Raw genomic sequence first — 16,405 nt, forward strand, 5'->3', positions numbered from 1 at the left:
GCCCACTCACGGACATGAGTCGCGCAGGTTGACCCAGCGCCGCTGCGCTACCGCTCGACGTTAAACGCGAAGCTACGCTCGAAATCGCCAGGCCGCACGATCCGGTGCGAACCGTCGTCGTCGCTGCGCTCGGCGGCGGTAACGCTGAGCTGCGCGCTCTGGATAACGACGCGCACTGCGGTCGTGCCACGCGTTCCGTATTCACTCCCTTCGATAAAAGCCGCCGACAACGCGCGTTCCCGTTCAAGCGAAAGACCGGTAGCGGGCAATTCGTCATCGCGTGCGAGGCGCGGATCGCGCATCAGGTCGATCAACTGTTCGAGCGGTGCCGCGGGATCTTCTGCGAGCAATGCCCCGAGTTCCGCACGCTTGCGCACGAGCTTCGGCCAGGCGGTGTCGAGTACCGCATTCGAGATGCCATGTGTGCCGGCTGCGAGAAGGGCAGGCGCGGTATCCGCGCGATTGCAGTACCACGCGAGTTCGCGCCGGGTCCAGTCGCCGACCAGCAGGTTGAAGCCGTTATACAGACTGCCGGTACGCGCGACCTGCTGCAGATAATCGAACGGCGTCTCGGCAGCGTCGCTCAGAAAACGACTGACGAGCGTGCCGCGGGTCGGCGCATCGGGCCGCATCTCGTGCGGTGCGCGATAGTTGGTGAGGGCCGCAAAGCGGCCGTCGCGGGTCATGCCGAGCCAGGTGCCGCCACCGGCGAGATCTCGTCCCGCGAGTAACCCCGGCGCATCGCTCCACCACTGCATCGGCTCGGCCGGGCGGCGGAAGAATTCATCGCGGTTTGCGGCCAGCGTGAAGAGCGCGCCGTCGGTTGCGTCGGGACGCCAGTCGAACACAATCAGGCACATCGGTCGAAGTCTCCGGAAGCGGCGGGCCGACCGCCCGCGGTCAACGCGTCAGACTTCAGACTTCGGTCGGCCACGCGTACGGCAGCGGCAGGAAGTGCAGCGCGGGGCCATCGGCGGCACCGAGATGCACCGAGCCGCCTTCGAGTGCCACGAGCTTGATCTCGGCCAGCACGTCGACGCCGCCCGCCGGTGCGGACGCGACATTGACGACCATCCCGCACGGCTGGCCAGGATCGGCGGAATGGAACAGCTCCGCGCCCGCCGCCACCGTCGACGTTTCGCCCGCGACATTCGCGAGCGCGGTACGCCGCTTGATCGTGCCGCGATACTGGCTGCGCGCGACGATTTCCTGGCCCGGATAGCAGCCCTTGCGGAAATTCACGCCGCCAAGCACGTCGAAATTGACCATCTGCGGCACGAACTGTTCGGTGACCGGCCCGGTGATGCGCGGCTCGCCGGCGCGGATATCGAGCCAGTCCCACACGGCCGGCGACACGCGCACGAGCTTGCTATCGAGCGCCGGCAGATGCGCCTCGACTTCGGCCCGCGGCCCGATCCATAGATAACGCAGCCGCGCTTCGGCATCGGGCACGCGGATCAGCGAGCCGAACGGCCCGTCGACTTTCACATGCACGCCATCGGGAATCACGTCGAAGATGCCGGCGAGCGCATGGCGCACGTCGCCGGCCAGACCGACTGCGAGCAGGTCGGCGCTGGCATCGCTGAGCTTCGCCTTGGCGCGCAGCACGAACATCGACAGGCGTTTCTGCACCACGGCCTGCACGTCCTTCGATACCAGCAGGCGGATCGCCTCGCTGTCGCGCCACACGAGAAACGACGCGAGCAGGCGGCCCTTGGGCGAGCAGTAGCCGGCGAGGCGCGCGTTGGCGGCGTCGAGATGCTGGGTGTCGCTCGTGAGCTGGCCGTGCAGGAACGTCGCCGCGTCGTCGCCGGATACCGAGATCACGCCGAACTGCGTGAGCGGCATATAGGCGCCACTCTTAAGTACGGCCTCGAATTGCGCGCTACCGGGGCGCGGCAGCACCGGCAGCGACGCTGCGGCAGCAGGCGACACGGCGGGCGACACGGAAGGGGCGGGAGCGGGTGCGAGCGGGGCGGTCATGGATTGGCGGAGCAGTCAGTTGAGACTTTAGCGGGGGCAAGCAAGTATTATATGGGGTCCTCCCCAGCCATGTTTTGCATGCCCCTCCTGAAAAAATGTCTCGTTGCCGGCACGGCGCTCGTCGTGCTGGCCGCGGCCGCAGCAGCCGGCGGATGTTACTGGTCCCAGGCTCCACTCGTACTGACCCCTCAGCAGCTCGACGTGACGATCAAGCCGCACAGCAGCCTGCGCAGTGTGACGCTGCAACTGCGGCGCGGCGGCGTGCCGGTCGCGACCGAACTGTTCGTGTGGATGACACGCCTGCTTGGCCTGCAGAGCCAGCTGAAGTCGGGCAATTACGAGTTCAAAAGCGGCGTGACGCCGTACGACGTGCTGCAAAAACTGGCGCGCGGCGACGTCAACGAGTATGTGGCGACGATCATCGAGGGCTGGACGTTTCGCCGCATGCGCTCCGAAATCGACGCGAATCCGGCGCTGAAGCACGACACGGCCGGTATGACCGACGCCGATCTGCTGAAGGCGATCGGCGCGCAGGAAGCGCCGACGGGCAATGCGGAAGGGCTGTTCTTCCCGGACACCTACCTGTTCGACAAGAACACGAGCGACCTCGACGTGTATCGTCGCGCGTACCGGCTGATGCAGGTGCGTCTCGACGAGGCATGGACCGCACGCGCGCCCGGTCTGCCGTACAAGAGCGCCTATGATGCGCTGACCATGGCATCGATCGTCGAAAAGGAAACCGGCAAGGCATCCGACCGCTCGCTCGTCGCGGCGGTGTTCGCGAACCGTCTGCGGCTCGGTATGCCGCTGCAGACCGATCCCACCGTGATCTACGGGCTCGGCGACAGCTACGCGGGGCGCCTGCACAAGCGGGATCTGCAGACCGACACTCCTTACAATACGTACACCCGTACCGGCTTGCCGCCGACACCGATCTCACTGCCAGGGGTGGCGTCGCTTCAGGCGGCGCTGAATCCGGCACAGACCAACGCGCTTTATTTCGTCTCCCGCGGCGATGGCAGCGGCCTAAGCATTTTTTCTGACACGCTCGGCGATCACAACAAGGCCGTCGACAAGTACATCCGAGGTCAATGATGGCGCGGGGCAAATTCATCACGTTCGAAGGCATCGATGGGGCGGGCAAGACGACGCACCTTGCCTGGTTCCACGAGCGGCTCGATGCGAAGGTCGCGCCCACCGGGCGCGAGGTGGTCATGACGCGCGAGCCGGGCGGCACGAAGCTCGGCGAGTCGCTGCGCGAGATCCTGCTGCACCGGACCATGGATCTCGAAACCGAAGCGCTGCTGATGTTCGCGGCGCGCCGCGAGCATCTGGCGCAGGTCATCGAGCCGGCGCTGGCACGCGGCGACTGGGTGCTGTCCGACCGTTTCACCGATGCGACGTTCGCCTACCAGGGCGGCGGCCGCGGCTTGCCGCGCGACAAACTCGAAGCGCTCGAGCGTTGGGTGCAGGGCGGTTTCCAGCCCGATCTGACGGTGCTGTTCGACCTGCCGCCGGGAACCGCCAGCGAGCGCCGCGGCGCGGCACGCGAGCCGGACCGGTTCGAAAGCGAGTCGGATGCGTTCTTCACGCGGACGCGGGCAGAATACCTGCGCCGGGCTGAAGAGGCGCCATACCGGTTTGCCATCGTCGATTCGACGCAGAGCATCCCGCAAATTCAGAGTCAACTTGAAAAACTGATTGCAACCTTATGATTTTTAACTGATATAAGTTGCTGTCATGAGCGCTGAAATAGCTCAGCCGATACAAAAGATTCACCTCGTAACTTATTGAATCAAAAGAAAACGATGATTTATCCGTGGCAAACCGACGACTGGAACCGAATGCAGCAACTGCGCGCGCACTGGCCGCATGCGTTGCTTCTCTATGGGCAGACGGGAATCGGCAAGCTGCGTTTTGCGCAGCATCTCGCGCAGGGCATGCTCTGCGAAGCGCCGCTCGCGAATGGCGAGCCGTGCGGCGCGTGCGCGGCGTGCAACTGGTTCGTGCAGGGCAATCACCCCGATTACCGGATCGTGCTGCCGGAGGCGCTGGCGGCTGAATCGGGTTTTGTCTCCAGTGCGGACAATAAGGAGGATCAGGCCGGCAAGGCCGACAAAGGCGACGATGACGGCAAGAAGAGCCGCGCGCCGAGCAAGGAAATCAAGATCGAACAGGTCCGGGCGTTGCTCGACTTCTGCGGCGTCGGCTCGCACCGCGGCGGGGCGCGCGTGGTCGTGCTGTATCCGGCCGAAGCGCTCAATGTCGCGGCGGCTAACGCGTTGCTGAAAACGCTCGAAGAACCGCCGTCGGGTGTTGTGTTCCTGATGGTGTCGGCGCGCATCGACCGGTTGCTGCCGACCATCATCAGCCGTTGCCGGCAATGGCCGCTCGCTACGCCCGGCGCCGATGTCGCCACCAGGTGGCTCGCCGCGCAAGGCATCGACGACGCACCGGCGCTGCTCGCCCAGGCGGGCGGCGCACCGCTGGCCGCGCTGGCGCTCGCCGCCGACGAAAACCGCGCGCTGCGCGACTGGACGCTCAAGCAGCTTGCAAGCGGCGCCGCGTGTGATGCATTCGCGTGCGGCGAGGCGCTGCAGAAGCTGCCGGTGCCGCTCGTGCTCGGCTGGCTGCAGAGGTGGCTATATGACCTGCTGGCGCAGCGCACGGCCGGCACGCCGCGTTATTTCCCTGAAGCCGCAGCGGCGCTGGAGCGCTGCGCGGCGCAGGTCGATGCGAGCACGTTCGCACGCTTTATCCGGACCGTGACGCGGCAGCGCGCGGTCGAGAACCATCCGCTCAATGCGCGCCTGGTGTTCGAGGAACTGTTCCTTGGCTATCGCGCGTTGTTTGGCTGACCTTCGCCCGAGGTTTGACCGCACGCGCTGATTGCATACCCCCCCGCTAGCCGATTTCACCGATGACCACGAATCTCCCCTACCGCAACGCCACGCTCGACGATCTGCCCGCCATCGTCGCCATCTACAACTCGACGGTGCCGTCGCGCAACGTGACCGCCGATCTCGAGCCAGTCAGCATCGAGAGCCGGCTCGCGTGGTTTCACGAGCACGGGCCGGACAAGCGGCCGCTGTGGGTCGTCGAGGACGGCGGGCAGATCATCGCGTGGCTCAGTTTCTCGAACTTCTACGGGCGTCCGGCGTATTCGCGCAGTGCCGAAGTGAGCATCTATCTGCACGAAGATGCGCGCGGCAAGGGACTCGGCAAGCAGTTGCTGGCGGCTTCGCTGGCAGCCGCACCCGCGCTCGGCATCGACACGGTGCTCGGCTTCATTTTCGGCCACAATGAACCGAGCCTGCGGCTCTTCCGCGGTTTCGGTTTCGACGTGTGGGGTACGCTGCCGCGCGTCGCAGTGCTGGACGGCGTGGAGCGCGACCTGGTGATCCTCGGGCACCGCGTCGTCGGATGAGCAACGCCTGAGCGCTACCTGAGCAAACGCCTTTCCCGATACATCGCAGGACACCCTCATGTTTGTCGACTCGCATTGCCACATCAATTTCGAAGGTCTCGCCGAGCGCCTGCCGCAGGTGCTCGAGAACATGCGCATGCATTCGGTGACACACGCGCTGTGCGTGTCGGTCGACCTCGAAACGCTGCCGTCCGTGCTCGAGATTGCGCGCACCTATGACAACGTCTACGCATCGGTCGGCGTGCATCCGGATCACGAGGATGCGCAGGAGCCGGACGTGGCCGGGCTGGTCGAGCTGGCCGGGCACCCGAAGGTCGTCGCGATCGGCGAGACGGGGCTCGACTACTACCGGCTCGAAGGCCGCACCATTGCCGACATGGAATGGCAGCGCGAGCGTTTCCGCACCCATATCCGCGCGGCGCACGCCACCGGCAAGCCGCTGATCATCCACACACGCGCCTCCGCCGACGACACACTGCGCATCATGGCCGAGGAACACGCCGACGTGCCCGGCGGCGTCATGCATTGCTTCACCGAAGCGTGGCCGGTCGCCGAGCGGGCGCTCGCGCAGAATTTCCACATCTCGCTGTCGGGCATCGTCACCTTCAAGAGCGCGACCGAGGTTCAGGACGTCGCGCGCCGCGTGCCGCTCGAGCGCCTGCTGATCGAAACCGACTCGCCGTACCTGGCTCCCGTGCCGTATCGCGGCAAGCCGAATGAACCTGCGTACGTCAGCCATGTCGGACGCTTCATCGCGCAGCAGCGTGAGATGCCGGAAGCCGCACTCGCCGCAGCGACCACAGCGAACTTCTTCCGGCTCTTCAAGATCCCGGTGCCGTGATCTTGATATTCAATATTATCAACAGGATAGGGAAGATACCTAAACTAGAATATGAGAAATAACTCCAGTCAGATCGTCATCGGTTCAGCCTCCGTCGTTCCTTTCATCCGCCTGTCCGCGTTCAAACGCGGGGCAGCCCGGCTCGCGCTGGCCGGCGGACTCGCGTGGGCGGCCTGCGGTGCGTTGCCGGTGCAGGCCGCGCCCGCCGACACGATGATCAAGGCCGTCAAGTTCGACGATGTGAAGGAAGTGACGAAGCAGCTCGCCAACGGCATGGATCCGAACATGACCGACGATCAGGGCCTGCCGCTCCTCGTGCTCGCTGCCCGCGAGAAATCCGACAAGGTCGCCGCCGCACTGATCGCCAATCCGAAGACCAACATCGAGATCGAGGACAAGGCCGGCGAAAACGCGATGATGCTGGCGTCGCTGAACGGCGACATCGACCTCGTCAACCTGCTGATTTCAAAAGATGCCGAAGTCAACAAGAAGGGCTGGGCGCCGCTGCACTACGCGGCATCGAACGGTCATGACGACATCGTGAAGCTGTTGCTCGATCACTCGGCGTACGTCGACGCCGGTTCGCCGAACGGCACCACACCGCTGATGATGGCCGCACGCGCCAATCATGTGTCGACGGTCAAGCTGCTGCTCGATAACGGTGCCGACCTGACCGTGAAGAACCAGCTCGGTCTGACCGCACTCGACTTCGCGAAGCACTACAAGGCACCCGATGTCGTCGAAGGACTGACGGCACGGCTCCAGCAAATGCAGAGCCAGCCACCGGCAGCCCCGCAAAACGGTGCAAAATAACGGTTGCGGCGCGTCCGGTGTCATGCCGGAACGCGCCGCCGGATGCGACACCAGATCGCCCGATAACCGCTTGCTCACATAAAGGATCACCATGCTGCGGGCTTTGATTTGCGCGAGCGCGCTGGCCATACCCTTATCGGCAGCCGCGTTTACCGCGAGCGACCTCAACAGGCTGTGTACGAAAACCGATATCGCGTCACGCAGTGCGTGCGCGGCCTACATCGAAGGCGCGGCCGACGGCGTCTTCAACACGATCGATGCGATCGGCGGCACGACCGGCCCACGGGTCGGCCAGTACTTCTGCCTGCCCGCCGACGCCCGTTCGCAACAACTGACGGACGCGGTGCGCCGTTATATCGCTGAAAATCCCAACGTGGCGGGCTACAACGCGAGCACCGCTATTTCACTCGGGCTCGGCAAGGCATTCCCCTGCAAGACGGGTAGCTGAGCGCGGGTGGCGTTCATGCTCACCACCGACGACATCGCGCGTATCGCCGATGCCCCGCTGCACACCTGGCCGGGCGCGGTCGTCGTTTCCGTCGTCGTCCTCGCGCTCGCGTTTGCCGTCCATCGCATCGGCGCGCGCATTCTCGTGCGGATCGCGCGACCGTATCCGTTGATGAGCGTGATCCTGCGCTATATCAACCGGCCCGCACTGGTCGTGCTGGCGATCGTCGGGCTCGAATTCATCTGGTGGGAAGCGCCCGATACGCTGCCGCTCGTCGGCGTGCTGCGCAACATGGCGGGTGTCGTGCTGATCGGCGCGCTGACCTGGCTGTCGATGCGCTCGGCCGCCGCGATCGGCGAAGCGATCATCCAGGCGCATCCGCTCGACACCGCCGACAACCTCGAGGCACGCAGGATTCACACGCAGGCGCGGGTGCTGGCGCGCTCGGTGATGGTGGTGATCGTGATCGTCGGTGTTGGCGGCGCGCTGATGACGTTTCCAGGCGTGCGCCAGATCGGCGCGAGCCTGCTGGCGTCGGCGGGCGTCGCCGGTTTGATTGCCGGTATTGCCGCGCGGCCGGTGCTCGGCAATCTGATCGCCGGGTTGCAGATCGCGCTCTCGCAACCGATCCGCCTCGAAGACGTCGTCGTGATCCAGGGCGAGTGGGGGCGTATCGAGGAAATCACCGGCACCTATGTGTCGGTGCGGTTGTGGGACCAGCGCCGGCTGATCGTGCCGCTGCAATGGTTCATCGAGAACCCGTTCGCGAACTGGACGCGCAGCAGCGCGCAGATCATCGGCACGGTCTTTCTGTACGTCGATTACCGGATGCCGCTCGCGCCGCTGCGCGAGGAACTCGGGCGCCTCGTCGAGGCCGCGCCCGAATGGGATGGACGTGTACAGGTGCTGCAGGTTACCGACGCAACCGAGCGTTCGATGCAGTTGCGCGTGCTGGTCAGCTCGGCGGATTCGGGGCTGAGCTGGGACTTGCGTTGCCGCGTGCGCGAAGGGCTGCTGGTGTTCGTGCAGACGCACTATCCGCAGTATCTGCCGCATTCGCGTGCTGAGGTGTCGGCGGAACTCGGGGCCGCTGAAGGTGCGCTCGACTGGTTGCCCGCGCATGCGCGTACGCCCGCGTCGAGCACCGCCGCGCGCACCGAAGCCGATCCGGTGGCGAATCGTGGTGGAAATCGCGGCCAGCGCGCCGCATCGGCTGCGAGCCGGCCGCCGGACGAAATTGCAAACGATCCGGCGGCGAGCCGGTCGAACTGAGCACTCCCGCTGCCGACGTTCACAGTAGCGATTCTGCCGCCTGCGAGATTGGCCAGCCACCCGTCACCGAACGCGCACGCCGCACGCGCGCCCGTCCGAACCGAGGAGAAAACACACCATGGGTCGACTGATCGTCGTATCGAACCGCGTCGCCACACCGACCGAAACGAAGGGCTCGGCGGGCGGCCTCGCGGTGGGCGTATTCGGTGCGTTGAAGGATGCCGGCGGGGTCTGGTTCGGCTGGAGCGGCGACGTCGTCAGCGAAACAGTTGCCCACGCCGGTCCGACGCTCGCCCAGGAAGGTCGCGTGACGTTCGCAACGGTGGGCCTCACGCGCAAGGACTACGATCAGTACTACCGCGGGTTCTCGAACGCAACGCTGTGGCCGGTGTTCCATTACCGCAACGACCTCGCGCGCTACGAGCGCGACGAATACGCGGGCTACCGGCGCGTGAATGCATGGCTCGCGCACAAGCTGACCAGACTGCTCGAACCCGACGACATCATCTGGGTTCACGACTATCACCTGATCCCCTTCGCCGAAGCGCTGCGCGCGGAAGGCGTGACGAACCGCATCGGCTTCTTTCTGCATATTCCGTTTCCGGCGCCGCAGATCATCTTCAGCATTCCGCCGCACGAGGAACTGGTGAAGTCGCTGTGCTGCTTCGATCTGCTGGGATTCCAGACCACGACCGATCAACTCGCGTTCCACGACTACATCACGCGTCATGCGCGCGGCACGGTGAGCGCCGACGATCGCGTCGAAGCGTTCGGTCGCCACTTGCGTACGGGCGTCTATCGCATCGGCGTGTTTCCCGATGAAATCGCCGAGCAGGCGCAGCGCTACGAAAGCCGTCAGCATGTGCTCGATCTGAAGCAGAGCCTCGAGGGACGCAAGCTGATCATGAGCGTCGACCGGCTCGATTATTCGAAAGGACTGGTGGAGCGCTTCCGGGCTTTCGAGCAGTTGCTCGAGCGCTCGCCCGAGTGGCGCGGCAATGTCACGCTCGTACAGATCGCACCGCCGACGCGCTCGGACGTCGAAACGTATCAACTGATTCGGCAGGAACTCGAAGGCGAGGCGGGGCGTATCAACGGACGCTACTCGGGCCTCGACTACACACCGATTCGTTACCTGAACCAGCGTTACGACCGCTGGAAGCTGATGTCGTTGTTTCGCGAATCGCAGATTGGTTTTGTGACGCCGCTGCACGACGGCATGAATCTCGTCGCGAAGGAATATGTCGCCGCGCAGAACCCCGACGATCCCGGCGTGCTGGTGCTGTCGATTTTCGCCGGCGCGGCCGCCGAGTTGAGCGGCTCGCTGCTCGTGAATCCACACGATGCGATCGGCATGTGCGAGGCGCTGCAGCAGGCGTTATCGATGCCGCTGAAAGAGCGTCAGCGCCGTCATCAGGTGAACATGGCGGCACTGCGCAAGAACGATCTCGGTGTGTGGCGCGATTCGTTCCTGCGCGATCTGCGTAGCGTGCCGGGGGGCGAGGGTCGTTGATGCGCGGTGCCACGCTCACGCTAGCCCGAACCTACGATGCTATCCATTCGAGCACGGGTGCGAGCGCCTCATCCGAGTATCCGAGATGCCAGTACTGACGGCCAAGAATGACCTCGACATTGCTCCCCACCAGCGACGGCGTCTCCATCACAGCGCCAATCAGAACCTGATCTTCGAGTCTTTGAGTCGCCCAGACATTCAGGCTGCCGGCTCCGCATAAGAGCTCAATACGCAAGGTCTCCTGGCCAACGTCTTTTGCGTTTTTACCGTTCACCCAGGGAACGAGCGCGGCTACCTCGGCGTCCTTGAGCAGCGATGCGCAGAGCTGTGCGGCGTGTCGCGGCGCCACTTCGAAGATGCGCAATCGTTTCGTCGTGAATTCCATCTTGGTCTCGAATTCGTGGGGCACATTTTTTCCAAAGAATAATGATGGTGACTATTTCGCCGCTACGCGTTCAAAACTGCGAAGACCTATTCGCTTTTGCGAACCTCGGCGGAGAAGCCTGAGTCAGACGGACGTTGTCCGCGTAACGGGCATAATTCCGTTTTCTGAAGCGCCCCGTACTTGCACACATGACAATCATGGAAGGTCCATGCTAACGACACTCGCCATTGCCGGTTACCGCTCGCTGCGCGAGCTGATCGTGCCGCTCGGCAAGCTGAATATCGTGACTGGACCGAACGGTAGCGGCAAATCGAGCGTTTATCGTGCGCTGCGTTTGCTTGCGGTGACTGCACGCGGTGGCGTGATTCCATCGCTGGCCCGCGAGGGTGGTTTGCAGTCCACGTTGTGGGCCGGCCCCGAGCGCTTCTCGCGTGCGATGCTGGCCGGCGAAGAGCCGGTCACGGGCGTACGCCGTCACGAACCGGTGAGCCTGCGGCTCGGTTTTGCCGGCGACACCTTCGGCTACGCGATCGATCTCGGGTTGCCGTCTCCTTCGGAATCGCAATTCGCGCTCGACCCGGTGATCAAGCGCGAATGCATCTGGAACGGGCCGATGCTGCGTCCGTCTGCGCTGCTGGTCGACCGGCACGGCGCGGTGCTGCGCGCCCGCGATGCAGACGGCGAATGGCAAACCGTGCCGCAGCCCGTGGCGAGCTTCGATAGCATGATGACGGAGTTCTCCGACCCACGAAGCGCGCCTGAGATGATCGCGGTGCGCGAACAGATCCGCTCGTGGCGTTTCTACGATCACTTCCGCACCGATGCCGAAGCCCCCGTGCGGCTGCCGCAAATCGGCACGCATACGCCGGTGCTCAGCGACGACGGCACCGATCTTGCTGCAGCACTACAGACGATCACCGAAATCGGTGAAGCAGCCGCACTCGATGCTGCAATCGACGATGCATTTCCCGGCTCGCGCCTCGAGATCGTCAATCATAGCGGCCGCTTCGAAGTGACGATGCGGCAGCATGGGCTATTGCGAGCGCTGAGTGCTGCGGAATTGTCCGACGGGACGCTGCGCTATCTGCTGCTGGTCGCTGCGCTGCTGACGCCGCGCCCACCGCAATTACTGGTCCTGAACGAACCGGAGACGAGCCTGCATCCAGACCTGTTACCGGCGCTCGCGCGGCTGATCGCACACGCATCGACGCGGTCGCAGGTACTGGTGGTGTCGCATGCGACGCGGCTGATCGCGGCGCTCGAGCGCGAGGAGGGCAGCCTGTCGGTGATGCTCGAAAAACAGCTCGGTTCGACGCGGATTGCCAATATCGACGAGTACGATATTCCCGCGTGGAAATGGCCATCCCGCTGAGTGCACATGACACCGCACGCAGTACTGAATGGCATATCGGTGCCGTGCCGCGGATGTTTCTCGACTGTAACAGCGCGCAGGAAATGCAAACCGTCGCGCGTTTGCGCGCACAATCGAGAATAATCGTCAGGTATGAGGCACAGGCGGGTCTGTCTGGCACGCTTGTCCGCATCGGCCCGCATTGATCGGTTGCCGCCACGCTGGCATACTCTGGCGCCATCGCTGGCCCCTGGTTGAAGCCTTGGTGCCTGTTGCGCACGAGGCACGCCCCGAACGGGCGGCCATCAGATTCATGGAGACACTCAATGAGAATTGCCCAGATCGCCCCACTGACCGAGTCGGTGCCCCCCAAACTGTATGGCGGTACCGAGCGCGTCGTGTCGTACATCACCGAGGCGCTGGTCGAACTCGGCCATGACGTAACGCTGTTCGCCAGCGGCGATTCGGTCACGAGCGCGAAGCTCGAAGCCGTCTGGCCGCGCGCGTTGCGGCTCGACCCCGGCATTCGCGATCGCGTGGCGCCGCACATGCTGTTGATGGAACTGGTGCGCCGTCAGGCCGACGAGTTCGATGTGCTGCATTTCCACATGGACTACTACTCGTTCTCGGTCTTCAAGCGGCAGGACACGCCGTTTGTGACGACGCTGCACGGCCGTCTCGATCTGCCCGAGCAGCAACCGGTATTCGATACGTTCAACACCGCGCCGGTGATTTCGATTTCGAATGCACAGCGCCATCCGCTGCCGCAGGCGAAATGGCTCACCACGGTCTATCACGGGCTGCCTGAGGCGCTCTATACGCCGCAGCCGGTCGAGCAGAAGTACCTCGCGTTCCTTGGCCGTATTTCGCCGGAAAAACGCGTCGATACCGCGATCCGCATTGCGGGCCGTTGCGGTATGCCGATCCGCATCGCCGCGAAGGTCGACGCCGCCGACCGCGAGTATTTCGAGCGCGATATCAAGCCGTTGCTCGATCTGCCGTACGTCGAATATATCGGTGAAATCGCCGACAACCAGAAGGCCGAGTTTCTGTCGGGCGCGCACGCGCTGCTGTTTCCGATCGACTGGCCGGAGCCGTTCGGTCTCGTGATGATCGAAGCGATGGCGTGCGGGACACCGGTGATCGCCTTCAATCGCGGCTCGGTGCCGGAGGTGCTGGACGACGGCGTATCGGGCTTCATCGTCGAGGATGAGATCGGCGCAGTGGCCGCCGTGAACCGCCTGCACAAGGTGCCGCGAGCGGGCGTGCGGCAGCGCTTCGAGGAGCGCTTCACGTCGCACCGGATGGCGCAGCAATACGTCGAAGCGTATCAATCGGTGATTCGCGCGCAGAAGCGTTCGCGGTTCAAGGTGATCGATACGTCGTCGAACTAGCTGGATCGGCGTGGCGTGCATCCGTGCATCAGGCACGCGCATAAAAAAACGGCGTTGCCTTGCGGCAGCGCCGTTTTGCCTTGCACCTCCGGTGGAGGGCCGTACTCCGACCATCCGGCCATCCCGCCGCCGGAGCGACAGCGCGCTAGATGTTCAGACGCGTCACCTTCGTGCCGGCGATCGAGATGTCGCCCATCAGGCCGGCATTGGTCATCACGAAGACTTCGACAGGAGCCGTCGCCGTGGTCGTGTCGATCGAGCCGTTGGCACCCATCTTCACGAGCGCCACGGAAGCATCGCCGCCAGCTGCCCAGCCGTCGGAATTGCGGAATTTGTCGAGCGAGTCCTGCGTCATGAACAGAAAGACGATTGCCTTTGACTGCGCACCGGCCTGCAGACCGAACGAGCCCGACGCCGTGCTGTAGTAGCCGACCGTGCTGCCGCCGACGCGCAGTGAGCCTTCCCCATACTGCCCACCGACGATCAGGCCCGCCTGAATGACCGACGGGAACACGAGGACGCCGCGCGCCTTCGAGACGAGTTCGCGTGAACCCGGTACCGTCGAATACAGCTTGGAAATCGTGCCATCGACGCTGGCGTTGATCGAGTCGCGCTTCGACGCATTGGCCGAGGCGGTGGGCGTGCTATTGGGCGTCGTCGTGCAGCCCGCGAGCGTAAGGCCTCCGAAAGCAAGCGCAGCGGTGGTTTTCAGAATGAAGTTTCGTCTTTGCATCTTTTTTCTCCATCGTGGTTCCAGGGCAACCGGATCAGTGATGACGGTTGGCCATTGGGTTATAACACATGAGAACAGTAGCAGCGCGCGTGCCTGACCGACGAAAAGCCTTGTCGCACGGGCGTTTGCGGGTAAGCGCACAAGCTAGGCGGCGTAACTTTGACCGATCTGCGGATGGGTCGAAGCGATGCGGCTACCGGCGTTTCGTAGTGATTTCGCCTGCTATCGCCCCGATTCTGGTGCACTGCTCGTGGCTCGCCGGAACGATCCCGCGGCCGGTTTTTTTTACCGGAAGTGCGCGGTTTATCCGTTCGATGAAAAGATTCTGAAAGCGTGGTGCGTCGTTCTCGACGTCGGGTTTTCGCAACGTGATCCGGCATCGATTACCGAACTTCAATGCGGCGCGCTGCTTTTTACAGTGGGTCGGCGCAGTGCGCGGCGAACCCCGGCGATCACCAGGCCGAAGCCGAACAGCACTGCGGCCGGCACGACCCAGTAGCCGACGAACGCGTGCCACAGGTAGCCGGCCAGCGTGCTGCGGCGAACCGAATACTCATCGATGGCGTCCTGCTGACGCGCTGCGTTGGCGGCCAGCACGTCGGCCGGGCAGCCCGCGGCGCGTGCCTCGTCGGGCTTGCCGTGACAGCGCGCGGGTGCGCCTGCGGCGCGTTGCGCATCGGTGAAGTCCCAGGTGGTCAGCGCGTGCTCGAGATCGACGGCGTTGTAGGCCATCTCCTCGTGGATCTCGCGGACCGCAACTATCAGTACCGGCACGGCCCAGAACACGATGACGACCAGCCATCGCCTGAACCAGCGGTTTTGTCTCCATGCCATTCTTGCCTCCGTTCAATGCGCGCTCGCATCAACGACAAGACGGCGGCCCTGTGGCGCATGATGTTTTATGTGGGGTGGGCCGTCTCCGCAGCCATCATAGAAGAAATCCGGCGGCGGCGCGCGTGTCGGGGCTCAGCGGAATGCCGAACAGGCACGATCGATGCTGGTTGGATGGTGTTACGTGGTGTCTACAGCGACAGCGAAGCGAGCGTTCCGAGGAAAGCGGAACCTGCTGAGGGAGGGGGCGCTACGGAAAAGGCCCGCCAGGCCGGCTGTGTCAAGCGATGCCGCCGGCCTGGCGGGCCTACAGACAAAATACTGTCGTGGCTCAGCCCTTGTTGCTGAGGCAGGTCTTCATGAACGCCTTGCGGTCGTCGCCTTTCTTGCCGGTCGCCTGCGTGTTGCACATCTTCATCTTGTCCTGCTGGCTCATCGGACCCGATGCGGCAACGGGTGCGCTCGACAGGCAGCTTTTCATGAATGCCTTGCGGTCGTCACCCTTCTTGCCGGTCGCCTGCGTGTTGCAGGTGGCCATCTTCGATTGCTGGGCATTCTGGGCAAAGGCCGGCGCGCTGGTCAGCAGACCGCCAAGGACGAGGGCAGCGATAGCGGATTGGATTTTCATTTGACACTCCCACGATATTGAACGTTATTGGTAGTCGTTGCGACGAGGCGTCTCAGTCATCCAAAGCCTGGCGCGATGACCATTATGGCAAAGCTGTCTGCCAGAACGGCTAAATAGTTGCATTGGTTGACAGCGGCGAGGCAGGATATTCCCTCAGCGCGATTGCCCATCCCGTGATTGTTCATCTATAGCCCAGGAGCCCGACCATGCACTATCTGATGTTCTATGACCTCGCCGCCGACTACCTGGAGCGGCGCGGCGACTACCGCGCGGCGCACCTGCAGCTCGCATGGGCCGCGGCGGAGCGCGGCGAACTGCTGCTTGCCGGGGCGCTGGCCGATCCCGTCGATGGCGCCGTGTTGCTTTTTAGCGGCGCGTCGCCGGCGGTCGCCGAGGCGTTTGCGAAAGCCGATCCGTATGTGCGCGAGGGGCTCGTCACGCGCTGGCGCGTGCGCCCGTGGACAACCGTCGTTGGCGAACAGGCGGCGACGCCGGTGCGCTAGCGGGCGATAGGCGGTAACGACTGAGCAAGGGCGTATCGGTGCGATAAAGCGGCGACGCAATCGCACAGGAATCCCAACGATGCAACGCGCATCATGTCGACGCCCCGTCTCAACCGCGCCAGGCAGTCGCGATGAATACCGTAGCGTCCATTCATGGCAGACCCGTGGCCGATCCGCGCCCGTTAATAAGTGCCGTTGCACCAGCCCAACGGGCGCGCAACGCGCCAATTCGCCCATCCCTCGGCCAATGCGCTGTCAGACCGCGTTTAGAGGCGCCGGGACC

At 64.0% G+C, this 16,405-nt stretch carries 18 protein-coding genes; 12 read left to right on the forward strand and 6 right to left on the reverse strand.

The window, feature by feature from the left end; all coding sequences use genetic code 11:
• Positions 1–47: 47 nt before the first annotated feature.
• Complete coding sequence (locus tag BWP39_RS00190) at positions 48–860, reverse strand: NRDE family protein (protein ID WP_096716390.1); 813 nt, start codon at positions 858–860, stop codon at positions 48–50.
• Positions 861–915: 55 nt separating this feature from the next.
• The gene (gene ygfZ, locus BWP39_RS00195) at positions 916–1,983 is read right to left on the reverse strand and encodes a CAF17-like 4Fe-4S cluster assembly/insertion protein YgfZ (RefSeq protein WP_096716391.1); all 1,068 of its coding nucleotides are present in this window, start codon (positions 1,981–1,983) and stop codon (positions 916–918) included.
• A gap of 78 nt (positions 1,984–2,061) precedes the next feature.
• Between ygfZ and mltG the strand changes: the two genes are divergently transcribed.
• The 9 genes from mltG to otsA all read left to right on the forward strand — a co-directional run bounded on the left by mltG (position 2,062) and on the right by otsA (position 10,297).
• Positions 2,062–3,078 carry an endolytic transglycosylase MltG gene (gene mltG, locus BWP39_RS00200; RefSeq protein ID WP_096716392.1) on the forward strand — a complete coding sequence of 339 codons (1,017 nt, stop codon included), beginning with the start codon at positions 2,062–2,064 and terminating at the stop codon, positions 3,076–3,078.
• The gene (tmk, locus tag BWP39_RS00205) at positions 3,078–3,698 is read left to right on the forward strand and encodes a dTMP kinase (protein ID WP_096716695.1); all 621 of its coding nucleotides are present in this window, start codon (positions 3,078–3,080) and stop codon (positions 3,696–3,698) included. The genes mltG and tmk overlap by 1 nt, the downstream gene beginning before the upstream one ends.
• Positions 3,699–3,791: 93 nt before the next feature.
• On the forward strand, positions 3,792–4,841 hold the full coding sequence (locus BWP39_RS00210) for a DNA polymerase III subunit delta' (RefSeq protein ID WP_096716393.1): 1,050 nt from the start codon (positions 3,792–3,794) through the stop codon (positions 4,839–4,841).
• 62 nt (positions 4,842–4,903) lie between these two features.
• The gene (locus BWP39_RS00215) at positions 4,904–5,410 is read left to right on the forward strand and encodes a GNAT family N-acetyltransferase (protein WP_096716394.1); all 507 of its coding nucleotides are present in this window, start codon (positions 4,904–4,906) and stop codon (positions 5,408–5,410) included.
• 58 nt (positions 5,411–5,468) lie between these two features.
• Complete coding sequence (locus BWP39_RS00220; protein ID WP_096716395.1) at positions 5,469–6,251, forward strand: TatD family hydrolase; 783 nt, start codon at positions 5,469–5,471, stop codon at positions 6,249–6,251.
• Positions 6,252–6,302: 51 nt separating this feature from the next.
• Positions 6,303–7,064, forward strand: a complete 762-nt coding sequence (locus BWP39_RS00225) for an ankyrin repeat domain-containing protein (protein ID WP_096716396.1) — start codon at positions 6,303–6,305, stop codon at positions 7,062–7,064.
• A 91-nt stretch (positions 7,065–7,155) separates the two neighbouring features.
• Positions 7,156–7,512, forward strand: coding sequence for a Rap1a/Tai family immunity protein (locus BWP39_RS00230; protein WP_091016687.1), 357 nt, complete (start codon positions 7,156–7,158; stop codon positions 7,510–7,512).
• Between the two features lie 15 nt (positions 7,513–7,527).
• On the forward strand, positions 7,528–8,784 hold the full coding sequence (locus tag BWP39_RS00235; RefSeq protein WP_096716696.1) for a mechanosensitive ion channel family protein: 1,257 nt from the start codon (positions 7,528–7,530) through the stop codon (positions 8,782–8,784).
• 118 nt (positions 8,785–8,902) lie between these two features.
• Positions 8,903–10,297: an alpha,alpha-trehalose-phosphate synthase (UDP-forming) gene (gene otsA / locus BWP39_RS00240; RefSeq protein WP_096716397.1), complete on the forward strand. Its 1,395-nt coding sequence runs from the start codon at positions 8,903–8,905 to the stop codon at positions 10,295–10,297.
• A 31-nt stretch (positions 10,298–10,328) separates the two neighbouring features.
• On the opposite strand, the gene BWP39_RS00245 is transcribed toward otsA, so the two are convergent.
• Complete coding sequence (locus tag BWP39_RS00245) at positions 10,329–10,682, reverse strand: GNAT family N-acetyltransferase (protein WP_096716398.1); 354 nt, start codon at positions 10,680–10,682, stop codon at positions 10,329–10,331.
• A 208-nt stretch (positions 10,683–10,890) separates the two neighbouring features.
• Here BWP39_RS00245 and BWP39_RS00250 point away from each other — a divergent pair, with 208 nt between their 5' ends.
• Both BWP39_RS00250 and BWP39_RS00260 read left to right on the forward strand, forming a co-directional pair.
• Complete coding sequence (locus BWP39_RS00250; RefSeq protein ID WP_096716399.1) at positions 10,891–12,054, forward strand: AAA family ATPase; 1,164 nt, start codon at positions 10,891–10,893, stop codon at positions 12,052–12,054.
• Positions 12,055–12,359: 305 nt separating this feature from the next.
• Positions 12,360–13,427 (forward strand): glycosyltransferase family 4 protein, encoded by a 1,068-nt coding sequence (locus BWP39_RS00260; protein WP_091016696.1) that lies wholly within the window; start codon positions 12,360–12,362, stop codon positions 13,425–13,427.
• A gap of 145 nt (positions 13,428–13,572) precedes the next feature.
• Here the strand turns inward: BWP39_RS00260 and BWP39_RS00265 are convergent, their stop codons facing one another.
• From BWP39_RS00265 to BWP39_RS00275, 3 genes are all read right to left on the reverse strand, one after another.
• Entirely contained in the window at positions 13,573–14,160 is a 588-nt protein-coding gene (locus BWP39_RS00265) for a BPSL1445 family SYLF domain-containing lipoprotein (RefSeq protein WP_096716401.1), read from the reverse strand.
• Between the two features lie 393 nt (positions 14,161–14,553).
• Positions 14,554–14,994 (reverse strand): hypothetical protein, encoded by a 441-nt coding sequence (locus tag BWP39_RS00270; protein WP_096716402.1) that lies wholly within the window; start codon positions 14,992–14,994, stop codon positions 14,554–14,556.
• Between the two features lie 328 nt (positions 14,995–15,322).
• Positions 15,323–15,619, reverse strand: coding sequence for a PsiF family protein (locus BWP39_RS00275; protein ID WP_091016710.1), 297 nt, complete (start codon positions 15,617–15,619; stop codon positions 15,323–15,325).
• A 206-nt stretch (positions 15,620–15,825) separates the two neighbouring features.
• Between BWP39_RS00275 and BWP39_RS00280 the strand changes: the two genes are divergently transcribed.
• On the forward strand, positions 15,826–16,122 hold the full coding sequence (locus BWP39_RS00280) for a YciI-like protein (RefSeq protein WP_096716403.1): 297 nt from the start codon (positions 15,826–15,828) through the stop codon (positions 16,120–16,122).
• The last annotated feature ends 283 nt before the right edge of the window (positions 16,123–16,405 follow it).

This window comes from Paraburkholderia acidicola (assembly GCF_002362315.1).
Taxonomy (GTDB): Bacteria; Pseudomonadota; Gammaproteobacteria; order Burkholderiales; family Burkholderiaceae; genus Paraburkholderia; species Paraburkholderia acidicola.

Bases quoted from the DNA above. Each gene is read 5' to 3' on its own strand.
- BWP39_RS00190 (WP_096716390.1), bottom strand. From the start codon at position 860: ATGTGCCTGATTGTGTTCGACTGGCGTCCCGACGCAACCGACGGCGCG.
- ygfZ (WP_096716391.1), bottom strand. From the start codon at position 1,983: ATGACCGCCCCGCTCGCACCCGCTCCCGCCCCTTCCGTGTCGCCCGCC.
- mltG (WP_096716392.1), top strand. From the start codon at position 2,062: ATGCCCCTCCTGAAAAAATGTCTCGTTGCCGGCACGGCGCTCGTCGTG.
- tmk (WP_096716695.1), top strand. From the start codon at position 3,078: ATGGCGCGGGGCAAATTCATCACGTTCGAAGGCATCGATGGGGCGGGC.
- BWP39_RS00210 (WP_096716393.1), top strand. From the start codon at position 3,792: ATGATTTATCCGTGGCAAACCGACGACTGGAACCGAATGCAGCAACTG.
- BWP39_RS00215 (WP_096716394.1), top strand. From the start codon at position 4,904: ATGACCACGAATCTCCCCTACCGCAACGCCACGCTCGACGATCTGCCC.
- BWP39_RS00220 (WP_096716395.1), top strand. From the start codon at position 5,469: ATGTTTGTCGACTCGCATTGCCACATCAATTTCGAAGGTCTCGCCGAG.
- BWP39_RS00225 (WP_096716396.1), top strand. From the start codon at position 6,303: ATGAGAAATAACTCCAGTCAGATCGTCATCGGTTCAGCCTCCGTCGTT.
- BWP39_RS00230 (WP_091016687.1), top strand. From the start codon at position 7,156: ATGCTGCGGGCTTTGATTTGCGCGAGCGCGCTGGCCATACCCTTATCG.
- BWP39_RS00235 (WP_096716696.1), top strand. From the start codon at position 7,528: ATGCTCACCACCGACGACATCGCGCGTATCGCCGATGCCCCGCTGCAC.
- otsA (WP_096716397.1), top strand. From the start codon at position 8,903: ATGGGTCGACTGATCGTCGTATCGAACCGCGTCGCCACACCGACCGAA.
- BWP39_RS00245 (WP_096716398.1), bottom strand. From the start codon at position 10,682: ATGGAATTCACGACGAAACGATTGCGCATCTTCGAAGTGGCGCCGCGA.
- BWP39_RS00250 (WP_096716399.1), top strand. From the start codon at position 10,891: ATGCTAACGACACTCGCCATTGCCGGTTACCGCTCGCTGCGCGAGCTG.
- BWP39_RS00260 (WP_091016696.1), top strand. From the start codon at position 12,360: ATGAGAATTGCCCAGATCGCCCCACTGACCGAGTCGGTGCCCCCCAAA.
- BWP39_RS00265 (WP_096716401.1), bottom strand. From the start codon at position 14,160: ATGCAAAGACGAAACTTCATTCTGAAAACCACCGCTGCGCTTGCTTTC.
- BWP39_RS00270 (WP_096716402.1), bottom strand. From the start codon at position 14,994: ATGGCATGGAGACAAAACCGCTGGTTCAGGCGATGGCTGGTCGTCATC.
- BWP39_RS00275 (WP_091016710.1), bottom strand. From the start codon at position 15,619: ATGAAAATCCAATCCGCTATCGCTGCCCTCGTCCTTGGCGGTCTGCTG.
- BWP39_RS00280 (WP_096716403.1), top strand. From the start codon at position 15,826: ATGCACTATCTGATGTTCTATGACCTCGCCGCCGACTACCTGGAGCGG.